The sequence below is a fragment of the Candidatus Aegiribacteria sp. genome, assembly GCA_021108435.1.
In the GTDB taxonomy this organism is placed as follows: Bacteria; Fermentibacterota; Fermentibacteria; order Fermentibacterales; family JCC-6; genus Aegiribacteria.
The window spans coordinates 1-20422 of the sequence record JAIOQY010000162.1; the positions used below are offsets into that span (position 1 = coordinate 1).

Annotated in this window: 22 protein-coding genes; 4 read left to right on the top strand and 18 right to left on the bottom strand. The window is 46.0% G+C overall.

What is annotated here, in order from left to right; all coding sequences use genetic code 11:
* The first annotated feature begins 251 nt into the window (after positions 1–251).
* From K8R76_08855 to K8R76_08870, 4 genes are all read left to right on the top strand, one after another.
* The gene (locus tag K8R76_08855; protein MCD4848286.1) at positions 252–2081 is read left to right on the top strand and encodes a T9SS type A sorting domain-containing protein; all 1830 of its coding nucleotides are present in this window, start codon (positions 252–254) and stop codon (positions 2079–2081) included.
* A 298-nt stretch (positions 2082–2379) separates the two neighbouring features.
* Positions 2380–3981: a hypothetical protein gene (locus K8R76_08860; protein MCD4848287.1), complete on the top strand. Its 1602-nt coding sequence runs from the start codon at positions 2380–2382 to the stop codon at positions 3979–3981.
* Between the two features lie 49 nt (positions 3982–4030).
* Entirely contained in the window at positions 4031–4765 is a 735-nt protein-coding gene (locus K8R76_08865; GenBank protein MCD4848288.1) for a glycosyltransferase family 2 protein, read from the top strand.
* A gap of 492 nt (positions 4766–5257) precedes the next feature.
* Positions 5258–5470: a transcriptional regulator gene (locus K8R76_08870; protein ID MCD4848289.1), complete on the top strand. Its 213-nt coding sequence runs from the start codon at positions 5258–5260 to the stop codon at positions 5468–5470.
* Positions 5471–5514: 44 nt separating this feature from the next.
* On the opposite strand, the gene K8R76_08875 is transcribed toward K8R76_08870, so the two are convergent.
* The 18 genes from K8R76_08875 to K8R76_08960 all read right to left on the bottom strand — a co-directional run bounded on the left by K8R76_08875 (position 5515) and on the right by K8R76_08960 (position 20158).
* Entirely contained in the window at positions 5515–5910 is a 396-nt protein-coding gene (locus tag K8R76_08875; GenBank protein MCD4848290.1) for a NusG domain II-containing protein, read from the bottom strand.
* Positions 5894–6898 carry an AmmeMemoRadiSam system radical SAM enzyme gene (amrS, locus tag K8R76_08880; GenBank protein ID MCD4848291.1) on the bottom strand — a complete coding sequence of 335 codons (1005 nt, stop codon included), beginning with the start codon at positions 6896–6898 and terminating at the stop codon, positions 5894–5896. The genes K8R76_08875 and amrS overlap by 17 nt, the downstream gene beginning before the upstream one ends.
* Positions 6895–7902 (bottom strand): FAD:protein FMN transferase, encoded by a 1008-nt coding sequence (locus K8R76_08885; protein MCD4848292.1) that lies wholly within the window; start codon positions 7900–7902, stop codon positions 6895–6897. Before K8R76_08885 ends, amrS begins: the two co-directional genes overlap by 4 nt.
* The gene (locus K8R76_08890) at positions 7902–8198 is read right to left on the bottom strand and encodes a hypothetical protein (protein ID MCD4848293.1); all 297 of its coding nucleotides are present in this window, start codon (positions 8196–8198) and stop codon (positions 7902–7904) included. Before K8R76_08890 ends, K8R76_08885 begins: the two co-directional genes overlap by 1 nt.
* Positions 8199–8273: 75 nt before the next feature.
* Complete coding sequence (locus K8R76_08895; protein ID MCD4848294.1) at positions 8274–9059, bottom strand: hypothetical protein; 786 nt, start codon at positions 9057–9059, stop codon at positions 8274–8276.
* A gap of 13 nt (positions 9060–9072) precedes the next feature.
* On the bottom strand, positions 9073–9921 hold the full coding sequence (locus tag K8R76_08900; GenBank protein ID MCD4848295.1) for a membrane dipeptidase: 849 nt from the start codon (positions 9919–9921) through the stop codon (positions 9073–9075).
* Entirely contained in the window at positions 9918–10103 is a 186-nt protein-coding gene (locus K8R76_08905; GenBank protein MCD4848296.1) for a hypothetical protein, read from the bottom strand. The genes K8R76_08900 and K8R76_08905 overlap by 4 nt, the downstream gene beginning before the upstream one ends.
* 5 nt (positions 10104–10108) lie before the next feature.
* Entirely contained in the window at positions 10109–10483 is a 375-nt protein-coding gene (locus K8R76_08910) for a hypothetical protein (protein ID MCD4848297.1), read from the bottom strand.
* Positions 10484–10489: 6 nt separating this feature from the next.
* On the bottom strand, positions 10490–10972 hold the full coding sequence (locus tag K8R76_08915; protein MCD4848298.1) for a hypothetical protein: 483 nt from the start codon (positions 10970–10972) through the stop codon (positions 10490–10492).
* Between the two features lie 4 nt (positions 10973–10976).
* Positions 10977–11423, bottom strand: a complete 447-nt coding sequence (dut, locus tag K8R76_08920) for a dUTP diphosphatase (protein ID MCD4848299.1) — start codon at positions 11421–11423, stop codon at positions 10977–10979.
* Between the two features lie 46 nt (positions 11424–11469).
* Positions 11470–13569: a polyribonucleotide nucleotidyltransferase gene (pnp, locus tag K8R76_08925; GenBank protein ID MCD4848300.1), complete on the bottom strand. Its 2100-nt coding sequence runs from the start codon at positions 13567–13569 to the stop codon at positions 11470–11472.
* A 120-nt stretch (positions 13570–13689) separates the two neighbouring features.
* A complete protein-coding gene (gene rpsO / locus K8R76_08930) occupies positions 13690–13959 on the bottom strand; it encodes a 30S ribosomal protein S15 (protein MCD4848301.1) in 270 nt (89 codons plus the stop codon).
* On the bottom strand, positions 13956–14837 hold the full coding sequence (locus K8R76_08935) for a hypothetical protein (protein MCD4848302.1): 882 nt from the start codon (positions 14835–14837) through the stop codon (positions 13956–13958). Before K8R76_08935 ends, rpsO begins: the two co-directional genes overlap by 4 nt.
* Positions 14838–14841: 4 nt before the next feature.
* Positions 14842–15702 carry a tRNA pseudouridine(55) synthase TruB gene (truB, locus tag K8R76_08940; GenBank protein MCD4848303.1) on the bottom strand — a complete coding sequence of 287 codons (861 nt, stop codon included), beginning with the start codon at positions 15700–15702 and terminating at the stop codon, positions 14842–14844.
* Positions 15699–16043 (bottom strand): 30S ribosome-binding factor RbfA, encoded by a 345-nt coding sequence (gene rbfA, locus K8R76_08945; GenBank protein ID MCD4848304.1) that lies wholly within the window; start codon positions 16041–16043, stop codon positions 15699–15701. The genes truB and rbfA overlap by 4 nt, the downstream gene beginning before the upstream one ends.
* A 16-nt stretch (positions 16044–16059) precedes the next feature.
* On the bottom strand, positions 16060–18198 hold the full coding sequence (gene infB / locus K8R76_08950) for a translation initiation factor IF-2 (GenBank protein ID MCD4848305.1): 2139 nt from the start codon (positions 18196–18198) through the stop codon (positions 16060–16062).
* A gap of 114 nt (positions 18199–18312) precedes the next feature.
* Entirely contained in the window at positions 18313–19698 is a 1386-nt protein-coding gene (nusA, locus tag K8R76_08955) for a transcription termination factor NusA (GenBank protein MCD4848306.1), read from the bottom strand.
* A gap of 34 nt (positions 19699–19732) precedes the next feature.
* Entirely contained in the window at positions 19733–20158 is a 426-nt protein-coding gene (locus K8R76_08960; GenBank protein ID MCD4848307.1) for a hypothetical protein, read from the bottom strand.
* Positions 20159–20422: the final 264 nt, after the last annotated feature.

Consider the following 20422-nt stretch of genomic DNA (forward strand, 5'->3'; position numbering starts at 1 on the left):
AATTCACGAACAGTAAGAAAACCCATACCATGCACAGGATTGTGTGGTATGGGTTTCATGTCAGAATTCTGCCTGATATTGTTAAAATATCAAAGCTCTCGCCATCACATTCGTTCTGCATCATTCAGCACAGTTACAAAATGTTACGAATTGTTAATACTCAATTCATATAGTATAAATAAATAGGTTTCAGATACTTATGCCCGAATTTGTTTAAGTCCTTTTCCTATCGTTTGCAGGGAGGAATTGAAATGCAGCAGTTATTATTCCTGTCAGTCATTGTGGTTTCACTTGCGCATGGAGGAGTTCAGGAATATTTCATTCTGAGAGGAGACATCTATATAGGGCCGGGGCAGGACACTTTGCTCATCGATGAGGATTTCACGCAGGATGGAAATATCATCATTTACGGAGATGGAGTTCTTATTGTTGATGACGCAAAGCTGACTATTTCCGGACATGTCTGGGCTCAGGATCAGGGGAAGGCTGTTTTCAGAAACAACGCCTGGCTTCACTTCAATCAGTTCTATGTGGGTCAGTATTATGTATTTCTTATCGGCAGTTCCGAGTTCGAAGCTTCTGACGCAACCGTGGACGCAAACGGTGTAATGCACTACGCTCAGCTGCATGACGATTGCATCTATACAGCCGTACGCACGGATTTCCCGGATTGGACATTCAGAAAGGTTTTCGACAGGGCAACACTGATACTGGAAGATGTGGATCACGTTGGGGATATTATGGTTGACGATTCCTGCCTTGTTCATTTCACGAGTTGCGATACACTCATGCCATGGCTGGAAACCTGTGACGGTTCCATTATTGATATCGAGTTTCCGGATCCGGATTATGTCGAGCATTTCGAATTCTCCGAAAGCACACCAGGTGTTGACGGGATAGGTTTTACGTTCATTGTCGATCAGTGCAGCAGGTGCTGGTGGTCTCTAGAATCTCAGCCTGGTTCCTCAGTTACGATAAACAACTCTGTAATAAGAGGCTCATGCGTCAGAATACCAGGTTCCAATACAGTCAATATTCAGAATATTGAGAACAACAGTTATTTCTCACATCTGCTGGTTCCTCTGGAAGACAGACTGCTTGAATACAACAACACTTACGTTTACTGGTGGAACTGGTATCCGATGGAAAACACAATATTCAATATTGATTCCAGTATCTTCGGTGAATTGATTGGAAGAGGCGTTTCTGAAACCTATGCCACGAATTGCGTTCATGACGGTGCTACGATATGCCTGAGCGTAACGGACAGCGCCTTTGTCTCGTTTGCAGATGGAACCAGCCTTGCTTTCATATCTTCCTTCGAGAGGGGAACAATGCTGCTTACGAACTCCTCCGTTACACCCATGTGGCCTTATCAGTCTACAAATATCGCTCATGATCATTCTGCTATCCTGGCAGTCAACTCATATTTTGAATACGAACCTTATGCGCTGGATACCGCTCTTGTAATGGTAACCTCGATAGACGGGCCATTATCCGGACAGATTGACGACAGTATTGATATTACAGGCTCCGCATGGATGGATACAGGAGAATACAATCCTGTGGTATTCGACAGATACACTGTCTCCTGGGCTGAAAATGGTAGTTCGGACTGGACAGTGATCGTGGAATCGAATAGTCAGGCGTACAATGAGATCATTGCCACATGGAATACATCAGGAATGAACGAGGGTGAGTACGACCTTCAACTTACTCTGTACAGTAGCACTGAGGACAGTCTGACAGCGCCGGCTGATATCACGCTGTATCCCCTCGGGATCGAAGAAACACTTGGTCGGAGCAATGGTTCTTATCTGTATTACCCGAACCCGTTCACTGCGGGAGCAGCATTCACTTACAGAATTACAGAGAATGAAGTTGTAGTGCTTCGTGTCTTTGATTTGTGTGGTCGTCTTGTTGATACAGTAGTGAATGAGACTCAGGCAGCTGGAGATCATTCGGTGACCTGGGAATCCTCTGATATGTCCGATCAGGATATAGCCTCAGGAGTCTATCTCTGTGATTTCCATGTCGGGGATGAATTCTCACAGACCGGAAAATTCGTTCTCTACAGGTAGCGCGAATGGTTGCGTCTGAAGCTGCGGGATTAGGCCGCGATTCGTACAGAGCGAAACCCGTTGGATCTATCGGATTATGATAGTCATCCTCAATCTCAATTCCCAGCTCGCTCAACTAAATATGAAACACTGCCGCACCGCAGGTAGCAGCATAAACCGTTACATCCGAACCATTGTCATGTACCCATATATCCTTAATAAGCGGGTTAGCTTTGACAGAACTGATATTCGTTGGTATTTTCGCTTTCGGCATGAAAAAGGGATCACATGCACTATTCGGGAAAGGGGCTGAGAATCATTGTTTATTGAGGATGAGAATACAACACCCGGTTCAGCATCAAAATTCTCGTTTGCTGCTATCATTCTTATTTCACTTTTCCTGCTTCTTCTCCCCTACGGAAGGGTATTCCTGCATCATCAGCAGTGGATCATCGGTGATCCTATGCCCGATGCGTCTGTAAAGAACGATTCAGACGTTTATGACCATGTATGGCATTTCTGGTGGGTTTCTAATGCGCTTGATAAGGGGATTGATCCCAGATACTGCGATCTGATATATCCTCCCACCGGAATTTCCCTGGTTTACCACCATATCGGATGGTTTGATACTTATCTTTTCGCTGCCACAGGAATAAGCAACTATGATCCGGTTCTCTCATTAAATCTCTCGCTTCTTCTTGGCACTCTCCTCACAGGGCTGTTCGGCTGGCTGCTTGCCAGATCATGGGGCGCTGACATATACGGCGCTCTCTTTTCAGCTCTTGCGCTGGTCTGGCTTCCTTCCCGAACGGCTCACCTCCTGCAGCACTATCAGATCTCCAACTGCTGGGCATTAATCGCCGCACTGTGGCTTTGCCGAGAATACCTTAAGGACAGGAAACGGAGATATTTCCTCGGATTTGCGGCAGCTATGCTGGCAGCAGCGTTTCAGAGTCCATTTCATGCAGTGTTCGTTGCCATCGGAGTAATCGCGACAGTATTCATCATCCGTGCGGACTGGAGAAGAACCTCTATGCTCGTCCTTGTGGTGATCACGGTAATGATTCTTTTCGGAGCATTTGTCGTAACCTCACCAGGTGACGCCGGATCTCCAGTAATGCACTGGAGAAATGCTATTTACTGGTCAGCTGAACCTCAATCATTTATTCTTCCATCTCCATTCGGTCTGTTGGGAAAAGTTACCGGACTTCAACAGAAAGTATCATGGATGCCGAATACTTATGAAGGTGTGGTTACACCGGGTCTTGTTATACTTGCAGCCTTCGCGATCATAATCTGGAAGAAGAAACGCTGGAGGTTCGCTGCTGTCGTTCTTGTACTGTTCCTCCTGAGCCTTGGCCCTGAGCTTCGCATATTCGGCAGACCGCTGGGAATTCCGCTGCCGTTTCGACTGATGCAGAGTATCCCTGTTCTCAACGGAATACGAGCCCCTTCGCGGTTCGCAATTCTTGGCGGTATTTTTGCCGCTGTAGGCGCGGGAATGGCATTTTCAATGATGAAAGATCGATTGAGAGCTCTTCTCATGTTTCTTCTTCTGTTTGAATTGACAGTGCTGACACTACCCTGTCTACTACCGGAGATACCCGAAGTATGTTACGATATATCTTGTGAGAGCACAATTCTTGAGGTTCCGTGTGATAGAAATGTACGACGATACGCACTCTTCCAGACTGCATCAGGCTATTCACGTCAATACGCTCATCTATCGCGATTGCCGGATTTTCTGGCGGATATACCGGAGTTCCCGGAGATACCGGACAATACCGATGTGATCATCTACCATAGATGGCTTTTCGAAGGTACAGACAGAGATTTCTATGACAGTATTTATACTCAATATTTCCCCGGATTCACTGAGGACGATTCAGTCTGGATACTTGACAGGACTCGCACTCCATAGAACAGTTGTATATTGCTGTATTAGCTGATAGAATTCCAGAGAAGAGAGTATGATCAACAGCATAGATGTCTCGGTAATCATCCCGGCTTACAATGAGGAATACCGTTTGGGTATTTTCCTTGATAAACTCGCCACGTACTGCAGAAACAGCAGACTTACTTATGAAGTAATCGTTGTGGATGACTGTTCTACCGATGACACGATCGGTATCACGGCTCAATATGAAGATCAGTTCGAATACTTCCATGTGCTTAAATCAAAGATGAACAGAGGCAAAGGTTACAGCGTAAAGAAGGGACTGCTTAAGGCTCAGGGTAATTTCTGCCTGTTCATGGATGCAGACGGATCTGTAGAGCCGGATGAGATTGAGAAGAACCTGGATTATATCCGTAACGAAGGCTACGATATCTTCATCGGTTCAAGGGTGTTACATGATTCCGATCAGGTTCTGGTTACACGATGGTACAGAGAATATATTGGTTCTGTCTTCAATTTTTTTGTTCGATTGTTCCTTTTCAGGGATATCTGCGATACCCAGTGCGGATTCAAAATATTCAAACGCGAAGTGATCCAACCTGTATTTTCAAGAGTGCAGATTGAAGGATTCGGCTTTGATCTGGAGTTCCTCTACCTGGCCCGGATGATGGGATACAAAATTAAGGAGTGTCCCGTTTCATGGCATCATGTTGATGGAGGAAAGGTCAGATTATTGTGGGATTCTATGAGAATGTTTTTCAATATACTTCAGGTCAGATACAGGCACAGGAATTCTTCATTGATGTAACCGGCTGACTCAAATCCGGCGGCCTTATTGCCTCCGCTATGAAATTAGACATAATGGTTGGACCACCCTTCTGTACGGTTATCGTTTAGCAACTACTAACGATATATAACCGTTTGGTTGTGTGGTCCAACCATTATGTCTAAGGGCGTAGAAGGTTTCAGCTAACAATAAGAAATTCGATTTCAAGCCTTGCTTTGATCTGCTCACAACACATACTTTCATGCACTCTTCGAGGGATATATATATGCATCAGTAAGCAGTTTTGTGAGTTTATCAGCCCTTCATTTGCTTGACATTCCCGGTCTGCTCTTGTTATTGTCAGCTCTGGTAACAATTCTATCGGTTGGAAGGCTCTGGAACGTTCTTCAGGACATAATTACAGTCTGACGATACGTCGGAATTTATCTGCCTGAAGCCCGGTGATATTCCCTAACTGGCATTCACCGCATAAGATAGAACAGTGAATAATGCAAGAGATGAAGGGAGCTTTTAATGGCACTTGTTAAGTGCGCCTGGTGCAAAGGCACAGGCATTGATGGCATCGGAGATTCCCCTTGCGATGTTTGCGGAGGCGATGGCCACATCAATGTGCCGGAACCTGCGACACCCTGCGGAAGATGCAAGGGAACCGGCAAAATTTACAACGAAGTTCTTGAGGAACACGGAAAATGCGGTGGCTGCAACGGATCAGGCTGGGCCAGCTGAAAAATATCCGGTATCACATTTAATATTAGTGAATATGGTACAGATTAGTATGTAATCGCGTCAGGGGATTCTCCTTCAGAGGATTCATTTTCAATGCAGATGAATACACCTGAAGGGACACATATTGCCAGATCCCCGGCTGATGTCAGCCACCCCTTTCTGACGCAGTCCTGTCCGGGGCATGGAGATTCCGATATTCTGGCTCTGCTGCTGTCAATCTGTATCTCCAGCTGTCCCATGTTTCCATTCACTCTGAAGGAAGTATCCCGGTCAAGCGGCAGATATTCAGTGTTTCCGGCGGTGTGAATCACCAGCAGAAGTCCGTCTGAATCCTGAGCGCTGTTTGATAAATGCAGCACTAGAAGAACCAGACCCGCGATCAACAGTATGAGAAGATCTGTCAGGCGGAAGAACGGGATATCCTTATCTGATGATTTCATAAATAAGATTCAGGTCGCGACCGCACACCCTGCATAAGCCTTTGTTCATGCCGTCAGTATTTACTTCAATACCGGCTCTGCTCACGCATAGATTGGAGCAGGATGGACAAATAATATTCCCGCTGTCCAGCCCCACGTTCCCGAGATAGACAAAATTGAGTTTCTCAGAGAATACTTCCTTTGCGTGGATTAGTGTCTCAACGGGAGTAGGATGGCTCTTCAGCTTGTACCTGGGAAAATATCTTGAAATATGAAGCACTGTATCGTCACCGCATTCATGCGCGAGCCAGTCAGCCATTTTTTTCCATTCATCAGGAATATCATTTTCACCCGGAATAACAAGAAATGTGACCTCCAGATGACATTCGGAGTCAGCCAGAATTTTTAATGTATTGAGAACAGTCGGCAGTGATCCGGCACAGTGTTCTGTGTAAAACTCATCCGACCAGGATTTAAGATCGATATTCCAGGCATCGATTATTCCGATCAGCTCCCTGAGAGGCTCCGGATTGATCATTCCATTTGAGACCATGACCGAGACACCGCCCTTTTCCCGGACAAGTGGTGCTGAATCGTAAATGTATTCGTACCATATTGAAGGCTCTGTATATGTATAGGCTATTCCGACACTCCCGCTGCTCATAGCCATTAAAGCAAGATCAGGCGGGGAAACATATCTTACAGGTACGTTATTTTTCTGGGAGATCGACCAGTTCTGACAGAAATCACAGCTCATGTTGCATCCGGCCGGACCGGTTGAAAAAATTGATGAACCGGGAAGAAAATGGTACAGCGGTTTTTTCTCAATCGGATCGATCGAAAGTGATACGCATCCCCCATATCCGGGAAGGTATGGAACTCCGTTTTTAACGCCCCGGACTCTGCAGAACCCGATCGAAGTAGAATCAGCGTCCCAGGTACACCCTCTGGGACAGAGCAGGCATCTCCACTTTTCCCCGTCCTTCTCGAACCACTCGGGCTTTCTCACACTTCCCCCCTTTTCCATTCCAGCAGATTCCCGGCTTCATCTTCCATAATTACAATAATCAAACTGAAGAGCGAATCAGGTACTGAGGATGCAATATCTGTTCCCCCTACCGCAATAGCTGTAGCCAGCGCGTCTGCAATCACGGATCTGTCGGCAACAACGGTCACCGAAGCCACTCCTGTTTCCGGATATCCGGTACGGGGATCAAGAATGTGACAGAACCGTCTTTCATTTTCGAATATACAGCTTTCATAGTCTCCTGAAGTGGCGACCGCGCCATTTTCAAGCATGATCATTTCCTGAATCTCATTCAGTCTTGGATTTCTTACGGCAAGCCTCCAGATCCTTCCAGTTTCAGGATCACCTCCACAGCGAATCTCCCCTCCGATCTCAACCAGAACAGCATATGCGCCACGCTTCACAGCAAGATCAAAGACTCGATCCGCCGTATATCCTTTCGCTATAGCGCCAAAATCCAGGAGTGTCCCTGGATTCAGTCGGATTGTATCTCCGGAGGTTGCGAGATTTTTCAGGCCGGATACGAAAAGGGCATTTTCAATTGAAAGACTGTCCGGAATATGCGGATCATTCGGAAATCCCCACACGTTTACGAGAGCTCCAATTGAGGGATCAAAAAGTGAATCCGTTACAGAGGCAATAAGGAATGAGACTTCCAGAAGATGCCGGAGATCAGTGGACATTTCAGAGATGCATGCATAACCGCGTTTGTTAAATAAAGATACTTCTCCCTGACTGAACACACCCAGCTCAAAATCAAGATGCCTGGCAAGTGAATCCATTGCGCCCAGGATATTGTCTGCTGATTCTTCCTGCGCAATAACTACGTACGTCGCATATGTACCCAGAACCGGAGTTCTTCTGCGCATCTCAACAAGTTCAGTTTGCTTCTGTATAGTAATCGCACGAATCAGTACGGCAATCAGAACAGTCAGCATCAGAATAACCATTAGAACATACGACGATAGCTTCCTGCTCCGGGGCATTAAAATTGTCCCCGCCGCTCCTCCTCTTTCTTGATATCCAGATGATATCTGCAGTATTTGGAACCTGGCACTGAAGGACGACCGCACTCGATACACTTAAGTGTGTCACCTGCTTTACGGCGAATTTCCTGAGGCGGCGCGCCGATGCCGGATATTTGCATAAATATCAATCCAACACCGGAAACAGGTATCAGGAACGAAGAAAGGCCTGCCAGAGCCCAGGTGAATCCCCTGGAACTGCCCAGAAGAAAGCCCAGAGTCCAGATCAGGATACTGGCGATAAGACAGATTTTCAATATCGTTCTGAGTCTCCTCAATGGATTATTCCTTTCTTATATGCTAGAGTGTATCCGATAATTTTGGACAGACTCCTATAAAAGATCAATGAAACTGATAATGTGATTAACTCCAAGAACTGCAATCCCGGTTTCCTTCTCGCCCGATACCAGCAGAGCGATTCCGCCTGCTTCCACGGCAATATTCAGCCAGCCGAAACCTCTTCCGCTGTCAATCTGTCCCCACCCCGGAAGCAGAAGTGATTTCCATGGATGAACGGAATCGGATACATCGAGTACCGGAGCCGGATCAGGTACATCCTCATTCAAATAGTAATCAGGGATTCCCGGTCTTCGGAGTAACGTTGGAAATCCTGCAGTTCCAACTTCAAACTCCCTGAGTTCAGCTGACCGCCATAAGTCCAGCTGGTCCAGAGAACCGTTAAGAACACTATCAATGCTTGAGATGGAACATCTTATTCCGATCCAGCTCATGTCATCCACACCAACTACATCAAGGGCCAGATCCGTAATCCTCATTCCGGGAAAACGATTCAGACAGTCCTGGATCACACTGAATACTCTATCGATGGTGGATAGTGGAATACTGGCGGAGTATTCAAGAAGTCCTGAGAATTCCAGATTTACAGCGCTCAACGAATCAGGATATACACTGTTCTCGCCTTCCAGTGTCATTCCTGCCCTGGTAGTCAGTTCGAGCTGAGTTCTCCCTGTTTCAGGCACTCCTCTGGTGATCTGAATTCTAAGTACGCTTACAAAAGGTTCTCCCTGTATGAGATCCTGAACTACCGCGAACTCAAATGGAGTCTGCGCGACGGCTAAAGAAGCAAGTATCAGTAGATTCAGTATAATGATTCGCATCCGGGTCTCCTCTTCAGTTTTCCATCGTTATTCTGCGCCAGTTATCACCGGCAACAGCTTCTATGCTTTTCTGATCCCATCCTCTTTTATCCAGAAGCTCAAATATTTCAGGCCATACCGAACAGTCACGCACTCCTGCAGGAAGATTTATTGTACCGTCAAAATCGCTTCCCATACCTGCGTGCGAAATGTCGGTGATCTTAATAATATGCTCAAGATGATCCGCAATAGTCCCAATTGAAGCATCCTTCCCGAGAAAATCAGGAACAAATGTTACTCCTATAACTCCGCCGGAGCTGGCTATTTCCCGAATATCGTCATCAGGAAGATTCCTTGGAATATCCAGAATACTTCTGCAATTGCAATGTGTGGCAACAGTTCTGATGCCAAGCGAGAGCAGATCCATTCTCGACTGATCACAAAGATGTGATACATCCAGAATGACTCCTGCATCATGAAGCTGCAAAGCCATGTTCTTCCCCGCTGCTGAGAGCCCTGTATCCGTGCCGATTCCACCCCCTAGAGAATTCGCGCCATTCCAGGTAAGAGAAGCAAAAGATAATAATTGAATTATTTCTTCTCTGTTCTCAATCTCCATCAGGGGTTGACAGCCCTCCAGCAACAGCAGAAGCTCTATTGAGGATATCTCCTTAACCTCTCTGTAAAGAGAAATCCCATAGTGAAAGGCGGTCATCTGGTTTTTTGCAGCTTCAGCACAGACCGCGGTCAGAAGTTGAGTAACACCGGCGCGCTTCGCTCTGGGCTGATCAACATGTGTTACTTCATTCCCTTGAATAAAACTCACAGCATTCGGAAGTTTAAGAAGTGTATCAACATGGGCATCGAATACTGACGGGTTCACTCGCTGCCATTCTCAAATGATGTAGAATCCGGCGGGAAAAATATTCGGGAAAACCCGCCTACAAATGTTTCAGCTTTGAATATCAAAAAGATAACAAGCAGGAGTAGAAGAAGGTAAAAAAATGTTCTGGCATTCCCGCTTTTCCGAGGATGTTTTTCCTGCCAGTCACCGATAATTCCCATTTCTGCTACTCCATGAGCTTTTCTATCCTGAATTGACGGCGAAACGTGGGAAGCCCTGGAAATTCAATTGAATCAGGATAGCATACAACGTATATGTTACCATCGAATCCGGTTCCACTGTATAGGATTGATTGATATACCGCATTAGAACACTCATCTGAACTCCGGTACTCTCCCCACTTTATAAGGAATTCCGCTGGCCGGCGGGGTCGTGGATAAATATTTGCGACTTCCTCATATACTTCATTTAGCTCGCTCTGAACTCTTGATGGAGTCATGAATAACACATCAGCGTATTTGATCGCGACGCTGACCACAAGAATCAGAATCGTCAGAAGAATAGCGTACAGGTTGTTCCTACGTTTCAATAATTCCAGCATAATTCCCTACCATCCTGAAAGGCATCGTCTGACTATATCTTTCGCTGCCTCTTCCAGAAGTCTGTTTCTTGCATCGGTCTCTGTCTCTGTATCGGGGTTATAAACCAGCCATGTTGTTATACTCTCATTACTGATTATATCCGTTTCCCTCAGAAGATCAATGAAAGTTATTTCAACTCTTATTTCAAGTTTGTACTCCTCCACCTCTTCAGAGGATGTGTAGGAATAAGGTGTTCTTGAATATGCCGCAACGGTTCCCTCTATCTCTGAATCCTGTCCATCCAGAACTACGGCAAGCCTTCCATCCCTTACCATCATTTCAATCACTCTGGACGTTATATCCTGTTCAAGACCGTACTGCGTCACCCTGCTTCTGATCGGAGTGATCTTAACGGATTGAATGTGTTCCGGAAGGCTTCCTCGAAAACCATAGCTGCACGCCGCACCGAGTATCAGCAGCAGTATAACTGGGATAATCAGGAATTGCATGTTCTTATTTCCCGGAATGGCCAAACCCTCCGTCACCCCTTTCAGTGTCAGGCAATTTCTCAATAGCTTTGAGTACAGGACAGGCGACAGGAGCAAGAACTGCCTGGGCTATTCTGTCACCGCGTTCCACCAGAAAAGGTTCATCCGACAGATTAGCCAGAATGATCTGAACCTCACCTCTGTAATCCGAATCAATCGTACCTGGAGAATTCAGCACAGTTACGCCGTATTTCAAGGCGTTGCCGCTTCTGGGTCTGATCTGCCATTCATACCCGCGGGGTATCGACACCTTGAGACCGGTCGGGATGAGAACTCTCTTTCCCGGATCTATTACGAGTGGTGAATAAATGGCAGCCATCATGTCCACACCGCTTGATCCTCGAGTCGCTCTCGCAGGAAGGGGAAGATCGCGCGCATGCTCAAGTACTTCAAGCAATACTTCTATTCCCATATGTTCCCCATCCTGCAGAACAATCCATCACTCAGGCGAAGATGTTTCAGTTTTTCTGATCAACATCTTTCATTGTCAAATCAATCTTGCCGTTATCTTTGATAGCGGTAACCTTGACTTTTACTTGCTGTCCCCGTTTGAGAACATCATCCACGTTCTCAACTCTATCTTTGCTGATCTGACTGATATGAACCAGTCCGTCAGTTCCAGGCATTATTTCAACAAATGCTCCGAAATTCAGGATATTAACAACAACACCGTCGTATATCTGACCAAGCTTTGGTTTCCCTGTTGAGAGTTCGATCAATTCCAGAGTTCTGTTAGCAGCTTCGGCGTCATCCGACAGGATAACGACCGTACCGTCATCTTCAATATTAATATCCGCGCCGGTTTCTTCCGTTATCGCACGGATATTCTTCCCACCCGGACCTATCAGTTTACCGATCATATCCTTTTCGATCGAAATCGTGTATACTCTTGGAGCATACTCACTCAAAGCATCACGCGGTTCACTGATGACTGAGTCCATTTCATCAAGAATGAAGATCCTGTTCTCTCTGGCTCTTTGCATAGCCTCCCCAAGAACACCAAGCGATATTCCTTCAACTTTGAGATCCATCTGTATCGCTGTGACACCGGTTCTTGTTCCCGCTATTTTCAGATCCATATCACCGAGATGATCTTCGACACCTGCGATGTCTGAGAGAATAATGTAATCATTCCCATCAGTTACAAGACCAAGCGCGACACCTGCTACAGAATCTGATACCGGGACTCCGGCATCCATCAGGCTGAGTGAGCCTCCGCAAATCGTGGCCTGACTGGAAGAACCATTCGATTCCAGAATATCCGATACCACTCTTACCGTGTAATTGAATTTTTCCTTTTCCTTCGGCATCACATGAGAAAGCGCCATCTCAGCAAGATGACCATGACCGATTTCCCGTCTGCTGGGTCCACGAGCCGGTCTGACTTCACCAACACTGAATGAAGGGAAATTGTAATGAAGCATGAAATCCTTGGTGTATTCGCCCATTAAGGCATCGATTCGCTGTACATCTCTCGCGCCGCCAAGAGTGACAGCGACGAGCGCTTGAGTTTCTCCTCTGGTGAACAGTGCGGAACCGTGAGGACGCGGCAGTACACCGACCTCACATGTAATCTTGCGTACATCGCTCTCGGCACGACCATCAGGGCGCTTGCGGTCAACAAGCAGTTTCTGTCGAACAAATGCCTTCTCCGCGTCATGAACGGCATTTGAAATAATTTTTCGAAGCTGTACTTCATCATCCAGTTGCTCGTATTTGCCTGCAAGTTTTTCAAGAGCACTATCTACAGCAAGCTCTCCTACTTCTGAAAGAACGTTCTTTACACCGTTTCCATATACTTTCTCGAACTCCGGAAAAGCAATTTCATTAATTATTCCCTGCAGATCCTCAGGAATAGCAGTTGCGATTTCAGGCTTACGTTTTTCCCTGCCTGCAAGACCCTGAAGTTCAGCCTGCAGCTCATTTATCCTGGCTGCTGCTTCAGCGGCTCGTTTGATTGCCTCCATGACCAGTTCTTCAGAAAGCTGGTCCGTAGAGCCCTCAAGCATAACTACATCGTTGCCTTTCACGGCTACAATAAGATCCAGCTCGCTTTTCTCCTGTTCCTCCATTGTGGGATTTATTACGAACTCTCCATCGATTCTTCCGATTTTCACTGATGATACGGGTCCATCCCAGGGAATATCTGATATCAGCAATGAGGCGGAAGCTCCAACCATCGCCAGCAGACTCGGATCGTTCTGACCATCTGAACTCAGCACCAGACAGTAAACCTGGGTCTCCTCCATGTATTCCGATGGAAACAGAGGTCTGAGGGGTCTGTCTATCAGTCTGGCTGTAAGAATTTCCTTTGCCTGTGGCTGACCTTCTCTTCTGAAGAAGCCGCCCGGGATCTTGCCCGCGGCATAGGTTCGTTCGCGGTACTCTATCGTAAGCGGGAAGAAAGGCAGATCTCTCAATCCACCTGAAGTTGCCGCTACAAGAACAGAAGAACCTCCATATGTAACGTACACTGAACCATGGGCCTGTTTTGCCATACGACCTGTCTCGATCGAAAGCGTTCTTCCGGCTATTTCACATTTCACTACATTTGACATTTTTCTTTTACCATCTCTTCTTTTCTTAATCCCTGCGGTTTTGCAGAAATTATTCTTACAGGCATCACTTTGTTTGAGTTTCAAATGTGTTTTCAGTGTGCCGGTAATTCGGTTGAGTTGCTATCTTCTCAATCCGAGTTCTTTTATTATTGTCCTGTACCGCTCAATATCCTTTTTACTCAAGTAATTGAGCAGTTTTCTCCTCTTACCGACCATCTTCAAAAGTCCCCTTCTGCTGTGATGGTCATCTTTGTGAATCTTACAGTGTTCGGTAAGGTTCTTAAGCTTTTCTGTCAGAATCGCTATCTGAACTTCAGACTTACCTGTATCCTGTTCTTTTTCTCCGAATTTTTTTACAAGTTCTGCCTTTTTATCGGCGGTGATACTCATCTTTCTGGATCCTCCATCCATTTTTCTTCTTCAGCAAGTTTCTTAACATCTCTGACATCCTCTGCTATAAGGTCTGATAACTCACCCATGGAATCAGGTGATGCTATACCTCTCAGCCTCGAGCAGAAGCTGACGGTCATACCGCAGCCATACATATTCTCTATCCGGTTGATCAGATGAGCTTCAACCGGACCGGTGGCGTTTCCCGGAACAAATACGGCTGCAGGCATTCGCCTGTCACTTTCATCAAGGGTTACAATTCCGGCATAGCTTCCGCGTTCCGGAAGCAATTTACAGAATGGAACCCTGACATTTACAGTGGGAAAACCTAATCTGCGTCCCACTCCTTTGCCTCTCGATACGACCCCGGTAACTGAATATTTTCTGCCAAGCAGCAATTCAGCCTGACGAACATCACCGTTTTCGAGAAGATTTCTGATTCTTTCGCTTTTAACAGGTACATCTCCGGTCTTCAGCGGAGGTACAATAATAGTATCAATTCTTCTTGAAGTACACCATTGCTTGAGAAAATGCTCCGTGCCTTTCCGCTCTCTGCCAAAATGGAAATCGTAACCAACAACAAGTCGTGAAAACTGCTCCCTTGCATAAAGATCCTCAAGAAAGACCTCAGGCTCCATATTTACCGTAATATTATCAAAAGGATACAGGAGAATCTTCTTTATTCCCAACTCGCGTAATATTTTTGCTCTCTCAAATGAAGTTGTAAGACGTCTTGACCACGATCCTTTTCCGAAATACTGACGAGGCACCGGCTCGAAACAGACAACACCCGCGTTTCGGTCTTTCAGCAGCGCTGCCCTTATCACCACTTCATGACCCATATGTATCCCATCGAAACTGCCGATTGCCAGTGTCATATCTTCAATCCGCTATAAATACGCAGAGAGGTCTCAATGAAGAGCCATCCCCCTCTGCCATTGCCACCAGTCTGTCCTGCTTATCAAGCAGAACAACTGTACCTGTGAGCGTACTGTAAAGCCTTGCGCCATGGGATACAAGGCGCTTATCCGAATCGCTCAGAACAACGCTCTCATATGCATTCAGAAGAGCAGTCATAGAAAGCATTGACTCAGGATTATCCGGTTCGCGTGACGCTCTCTCGATATCAAAGCTCCCGATGGAAAGCCTTCTGATATCGAACGCGGCCCCACAGGAATCGAGATCGTACCCGATGTCCCTTGCAAGGGCTCTTACATAGGTCCCTGAACTGACTGTAACCGCAAGGTGTACTTTACTGTTCTCATATTTCATCAGTTCCCAGTCAGTTACGCAAACTCTCTTCTCCGGCGTATCAGGAAGCAAACCTTTCCTTGCTGTCTTATAAGCTCTGACACCATCTACTTTCACAGCGGAATAACTGGGTACTTTCTGGGTGATGTTTCCCGTATATCTCTTAAGAATACTCTGAATATCCTTCCGACTTATATGCTCTGCAGATTTCCTTTCGAGAATATTCCCGGTTGTATCATCTGTATCCGTTCTGATTCCGAACTCAATTCCGAAGCTGTATCGCTTCTCTTCTGATGTGATAAACCTGGATAATTTTGTGGCTTTCCCCATAAGTACTATCAGAAGTCCTGTAGCATCAGGATCGAGAGTTCCAGCGTGCCCGTACTTTCTGAAACCCCAGGCACTGGCCACTGACGAGGTTGCCATTCTTGAAGTAATACCGCTTGATTTATCCAGCAGGTATGCTGCACCGCAGATGTCAGAAAATGTCAATCGTTGTCCAGTTCCTTCATGATACCAAGGACTTTATCTCCGTCTTTCCCGGATGAATCATGCACAAAGGAAAGTACTGGCACAGTCCGCATCCTGATTCCATCCGCCAGCCTGGATCTGAGAAATCCGGCAGCTGACTTCATTGCCTTACAGGCATCTTCTGAATCATTTTCTGAACCTGTTGTCTCGAAAAACACTGTAGCATGTGATCCGTCACGAGCAAGTTTCACTCTTGTTATCAGTATATTCTGGAGTCTATCGTCAGAAACATCCCGAATAATTGTTTCCTCAAGTATCCGTCGGATATCACCGGAGAGCCTTCTTATTTTTCTCTCGTTCATTTCAACTTCCCGCCATTCAGAGTTCCCGGGATACCGATAATATCTCGAAAGACTCGATAACATCGCCAACTTTGATATCGTTGTATCCCGAAAGACCGATACCACATTCAAAACCTGCTTTAACCTCCTTGCGATCTTCTTTGAATCGCTTCAGAGAGCTGATACTGCCTGACCATAAATCAACACCATTCCTGACAAGGCGAACTCGCGCATTTCTTCTGATAACGCCATTGACAACATATGATCCGGCAATAACACCAATTTTGGGAACTTTAAAGAGATCTCTGACTTCCGCTGAACCAAGAAATTCTTCTTTCTCTTCAGGTTTTAGAAGACCGGAGAGAGCTTTGGTCACAGTATCCTCCACCTGATGAATCACACTGAATGTAGCAATCTCAATATCCAGAGCTGAAGCTTCTTCACGCGCTCTTGCATCCGGACGAACTCTGAAACCGATTATCACCGCGTTTGAGGCCGCGGCAAGATTGACATCATTCCCTGATATTCCACCTGCTCCGCTTCTGATGATGTTAACGGATACTTCGTCGTTACCGAGCCCTGACAGTGTATCGACTATGGCTTCCGCTGTCCCCTGAACATCTGCCTTGATAATCAGATTGAGTACACCCTCTGTTTCTTCGGATTTCTGCCAGAAATCCTTAAGTGAAACCTTTCTGCCTGCATGAAGATCTCTTTCACGCTGAACCAGCTGACGTATTCGGGTGACTTTCCTGGCCTCATGTTCGGAATCAACCACCACAATCGATTCTCCTGCGTCCGGAACGAATGAACATCCTAGAATCTGTACGGGAACACCGGGGCCTGCTTCTTCAATCTCATTATTGTTTTCATCATACATCGCTCGGACTCTACCGCTGAAGCGCCCTGCTATGAAATAATCCTCAAGCCTGAGTGTACCGTCCTGAACGATAATATTGGCAACAATTCCACTTCGGGGATCGATCTCACCTTCCAGAACTGTACCTTTCGCAGGTCTGTCAGGACATGCGGTCAGCTCAAGCATATCTGTCTGAAGCATCAACTTCTCAAGCAGATCATCAATATTTTCACCTGTGATTGAAGAAACCTCGGAGCAGAGGATATCACCGCCCCATTCTTCAACAAGTATCTTGTGAGCAGCCAGATCTTTCTTAATGAAATCAGTATTCGCTGTCGACAGATCAACCTTGGTGATCGCTACTACAATTGGAACTCCTGCTGCTCTTGCGTGATCAATGGCCTCTTCCGTCTGAGGCATGACCCGACTGTCGGCGGCGATTACAAGTATTACAATATCAGTAACTCTGGCGCCCCTTGTTCTCATGGCTGTGAAAGCCTCATGTCCGGGAGTATCGATGAATGTAATCCTTCGATCATCAGCAAGATTTGTGATATACGCACCAATGTGCTGTGTTATTCCACCTGATTCCGTTGAAAGAACATTTGTGGATCTTATCCTGTCCAGAAGAGCTGTCTTGCCATGGTCAACATGTCCCATAACGGTGACAATCGGTGATCTGGGTACTTCTGTTCCATCTGTGCTTACGCGCTTCTTCTCAATCTCCTCTGCGCCAAAACTCTCAACCATTTCCACTTCGAATCCGAATTCATCAGCCACAAGCGAAATGGTCTCAACGTCAAGCCTCTGATTTGCTGTAGCCATCACACCGAGTTCCATGAATTTACCGATAACCTTGCTCAAAGGAAGATCCATCATTTCGGCCAGTTCAGAAGGGCTTGTATACTCTGTTATTCGTATTAGTACGGTCTCCTCTGGACCGGTATCCTCAGTTATCTGGCGTTCCTGCTTTTCCTCTCTGTATTTCTTTCTTTTTTTCTGCCTTGCTTTTCCTGTGCCAGAGTCAATCTTGGCGAGAGTATCACGCACCGTTTTCACTGCTTCCGCAGTTATGCGAGGTTTACGCCTTTTTTTCTTCTTGCGTTTCTTCAAAGCGGTTTTTGAACGAGCTTCGATTTTTTCTTTATCAAACCTGACCCGTATTCTATTAATATCTTCAGTAGTCATTGAACTCATATGACTCTTAACAGATACTTTCATCTCTTCAAGAACCTTCAGGAGGGCTTCACTTGACAGGTTAAGTTCCCTTGCCAGCTCATACACTCTCATCTTATTCCCGCTGCTTTTCTCAGCCAAGGGATCACCCGCTTCCATCATTGGTCAATATCAAAAATTCCTTAAGAGGAAATAACTAAAATATATTACGCTTCAGTGAATCTGCCTGTATCTTCCTAATTCTCCTTCAGGCTATTATTCTTTAAATTCTTTCTTATCTTCATCAATGAATTCTTTTTCAGCCTCAAGTATTTCACTCTTCTCTTTCTCAATTTTCACAAATTCATGTCTTTTCTTAACAAGTATTTTCGCTTCTTTCAGCATGGATTTCAGCTTGACAGGACCTACTCCCTCGACTTCGAGTATCCTTTTCTCAACGCCTTCGATAAGCCTTGCTGCAGAATCAAAACCGGCTCTCGTTAATCTCTCGGCTAGTTTATCATTCACGCATGTGAGTTCAGAGATATCGATTATGAGCATATCATCCCAACGTTTCTGATCCTCCCACAACGATTTTTCCTCAATCTCGATCCTGTAACCCACAAGCTGTCCTGCAAGCCGGACATTGTGACCGCCCTTGCCTTTAGCTCTGCCGACCTCATCATCCGGAACAGTAGCAACCATTACTTTTTCATTCTCTCCGGTATCTTCATTGAGCCGATCTCTCATCTCGACACGAAGAACAGTTGCCGGAAGAAGCGCATTTGTAACAAGCAGTTTTTTATCAATCGTCCATGGAATGATGTCAATACGCTCACTGTTCAGTTCCCGCATAACAGACTGGACTCTCATCCCCTTCATTCCTACAAAGGTGCCCACTGCGTCAACTCTAATATCATTGCTCGTAACAGCAATCTTTGTTCTAACCCCGGCTTCCCTCGCAATGGCCTTGATCTCAGCAATACCTTCGTCAATCTCCGGAGCTTCTCGTTCAAATAATCTCTTGATCAGCAGAGGCGTTGCTCTTGACAGGACAAGCTGAGGTTCGCTGCTTTCCGGGCTTTGTACTTCTACCAGAACAGGGAGAACTGTATCCCCATGTTCAAATCGCTCACCTCTTGCTCTTTCCTCTGGTGGGATTACAGCTTCAATCTGTCCTGCAACGCGAACATTGACTCTGTTCCTGTAAACCTGCTGTACAACGCATCTTGGAATCAGCTGTCCGATACGGCTGGAATACTCCTTATACACCTGTTCCCGCTCAGCAGAGCGTTCGAGTGTATGGAATTGCTGCCTGAAAACATTAACGGAGGAGCGGCTGAAATTGTCGAAATCTACCGGCACCTCAACCGTATCGCCCTGTTCAGCATCTGGCTGGTACTTTCTTGCTTGTCTCCTTGTGATCTGTAAATGCTCTTTGTTCTCCTCAACTTCCTTTACCACAACTTTCAGAGTAACAACGTTTACATCACCTGTTCTCTGATTCCAGGTTACACTTATATTTTGAGGAGAACCGTATTCCAGCTCTGTGGCTTCAACCAGAGCTCTTTTTAACCATTCCAGCAGGAGTTCCTGATTTGCTCCCCTGCTCTCCCTGATCACTGCGGCCAGGGCTTCTATTCTCTGGTAGTTATCTGGCACTTTTTACTCCTTGCTCTCTTATCTAATGTATTGTTTATTCCAGAACCTCAAGAGCCTTCCTGATTGCATCAACAGCAACTACTCTCCCGCTTCTGAAAGTCAGTATTCCATCATCGTAATGCTCGAGCCAGTCAACGATTACTTCATCGTCCAGTTCAATACCCAGCTTCCTGCCGATTGTTCTATTCCAATCGACCTCTGTGTGAAGAAGTCTTCCCACACCGGGAGAACTGACCTCAAGTCGGTAGTTTTCTCCTTTTAGAAGCATATCCGTGTCAATAGTATCCTTAATTTTCCTGGATAATCTCGCGCATTGGCTGATAGTAACGCGGCCCTGACAATCAACAAGAATTCTGATTATGTGACTTCTGCCAACTTTAGTCAGGGTCAGATCAACAAGCATAAGTTCTTCCCCGGCAACCAGTTTTCTAAGAACCCCATCAAGATTCGCAGTTTCCATTCATACCCCAGCCACATATAAAAATAAAAGGCGGATGCAACCGCCTTGTGAATCTTCAAATTCATAAGCGAGAACTCGGTAGTTAAATCTAGCTTGGATATGCATCTGTGGCAAGTAGCGGCAGTTAGTCTGCATAAAATCACCAGCCTTCGTAGCGAAACGCCACAGATGCTGGTGGATACGAGGCTTGCGCGGAGGCTCGGGGACATGCAGGCTCTGCTGCGTGTCCCCGAAAAGCATTGAGGACGGATGTATGAACATAAC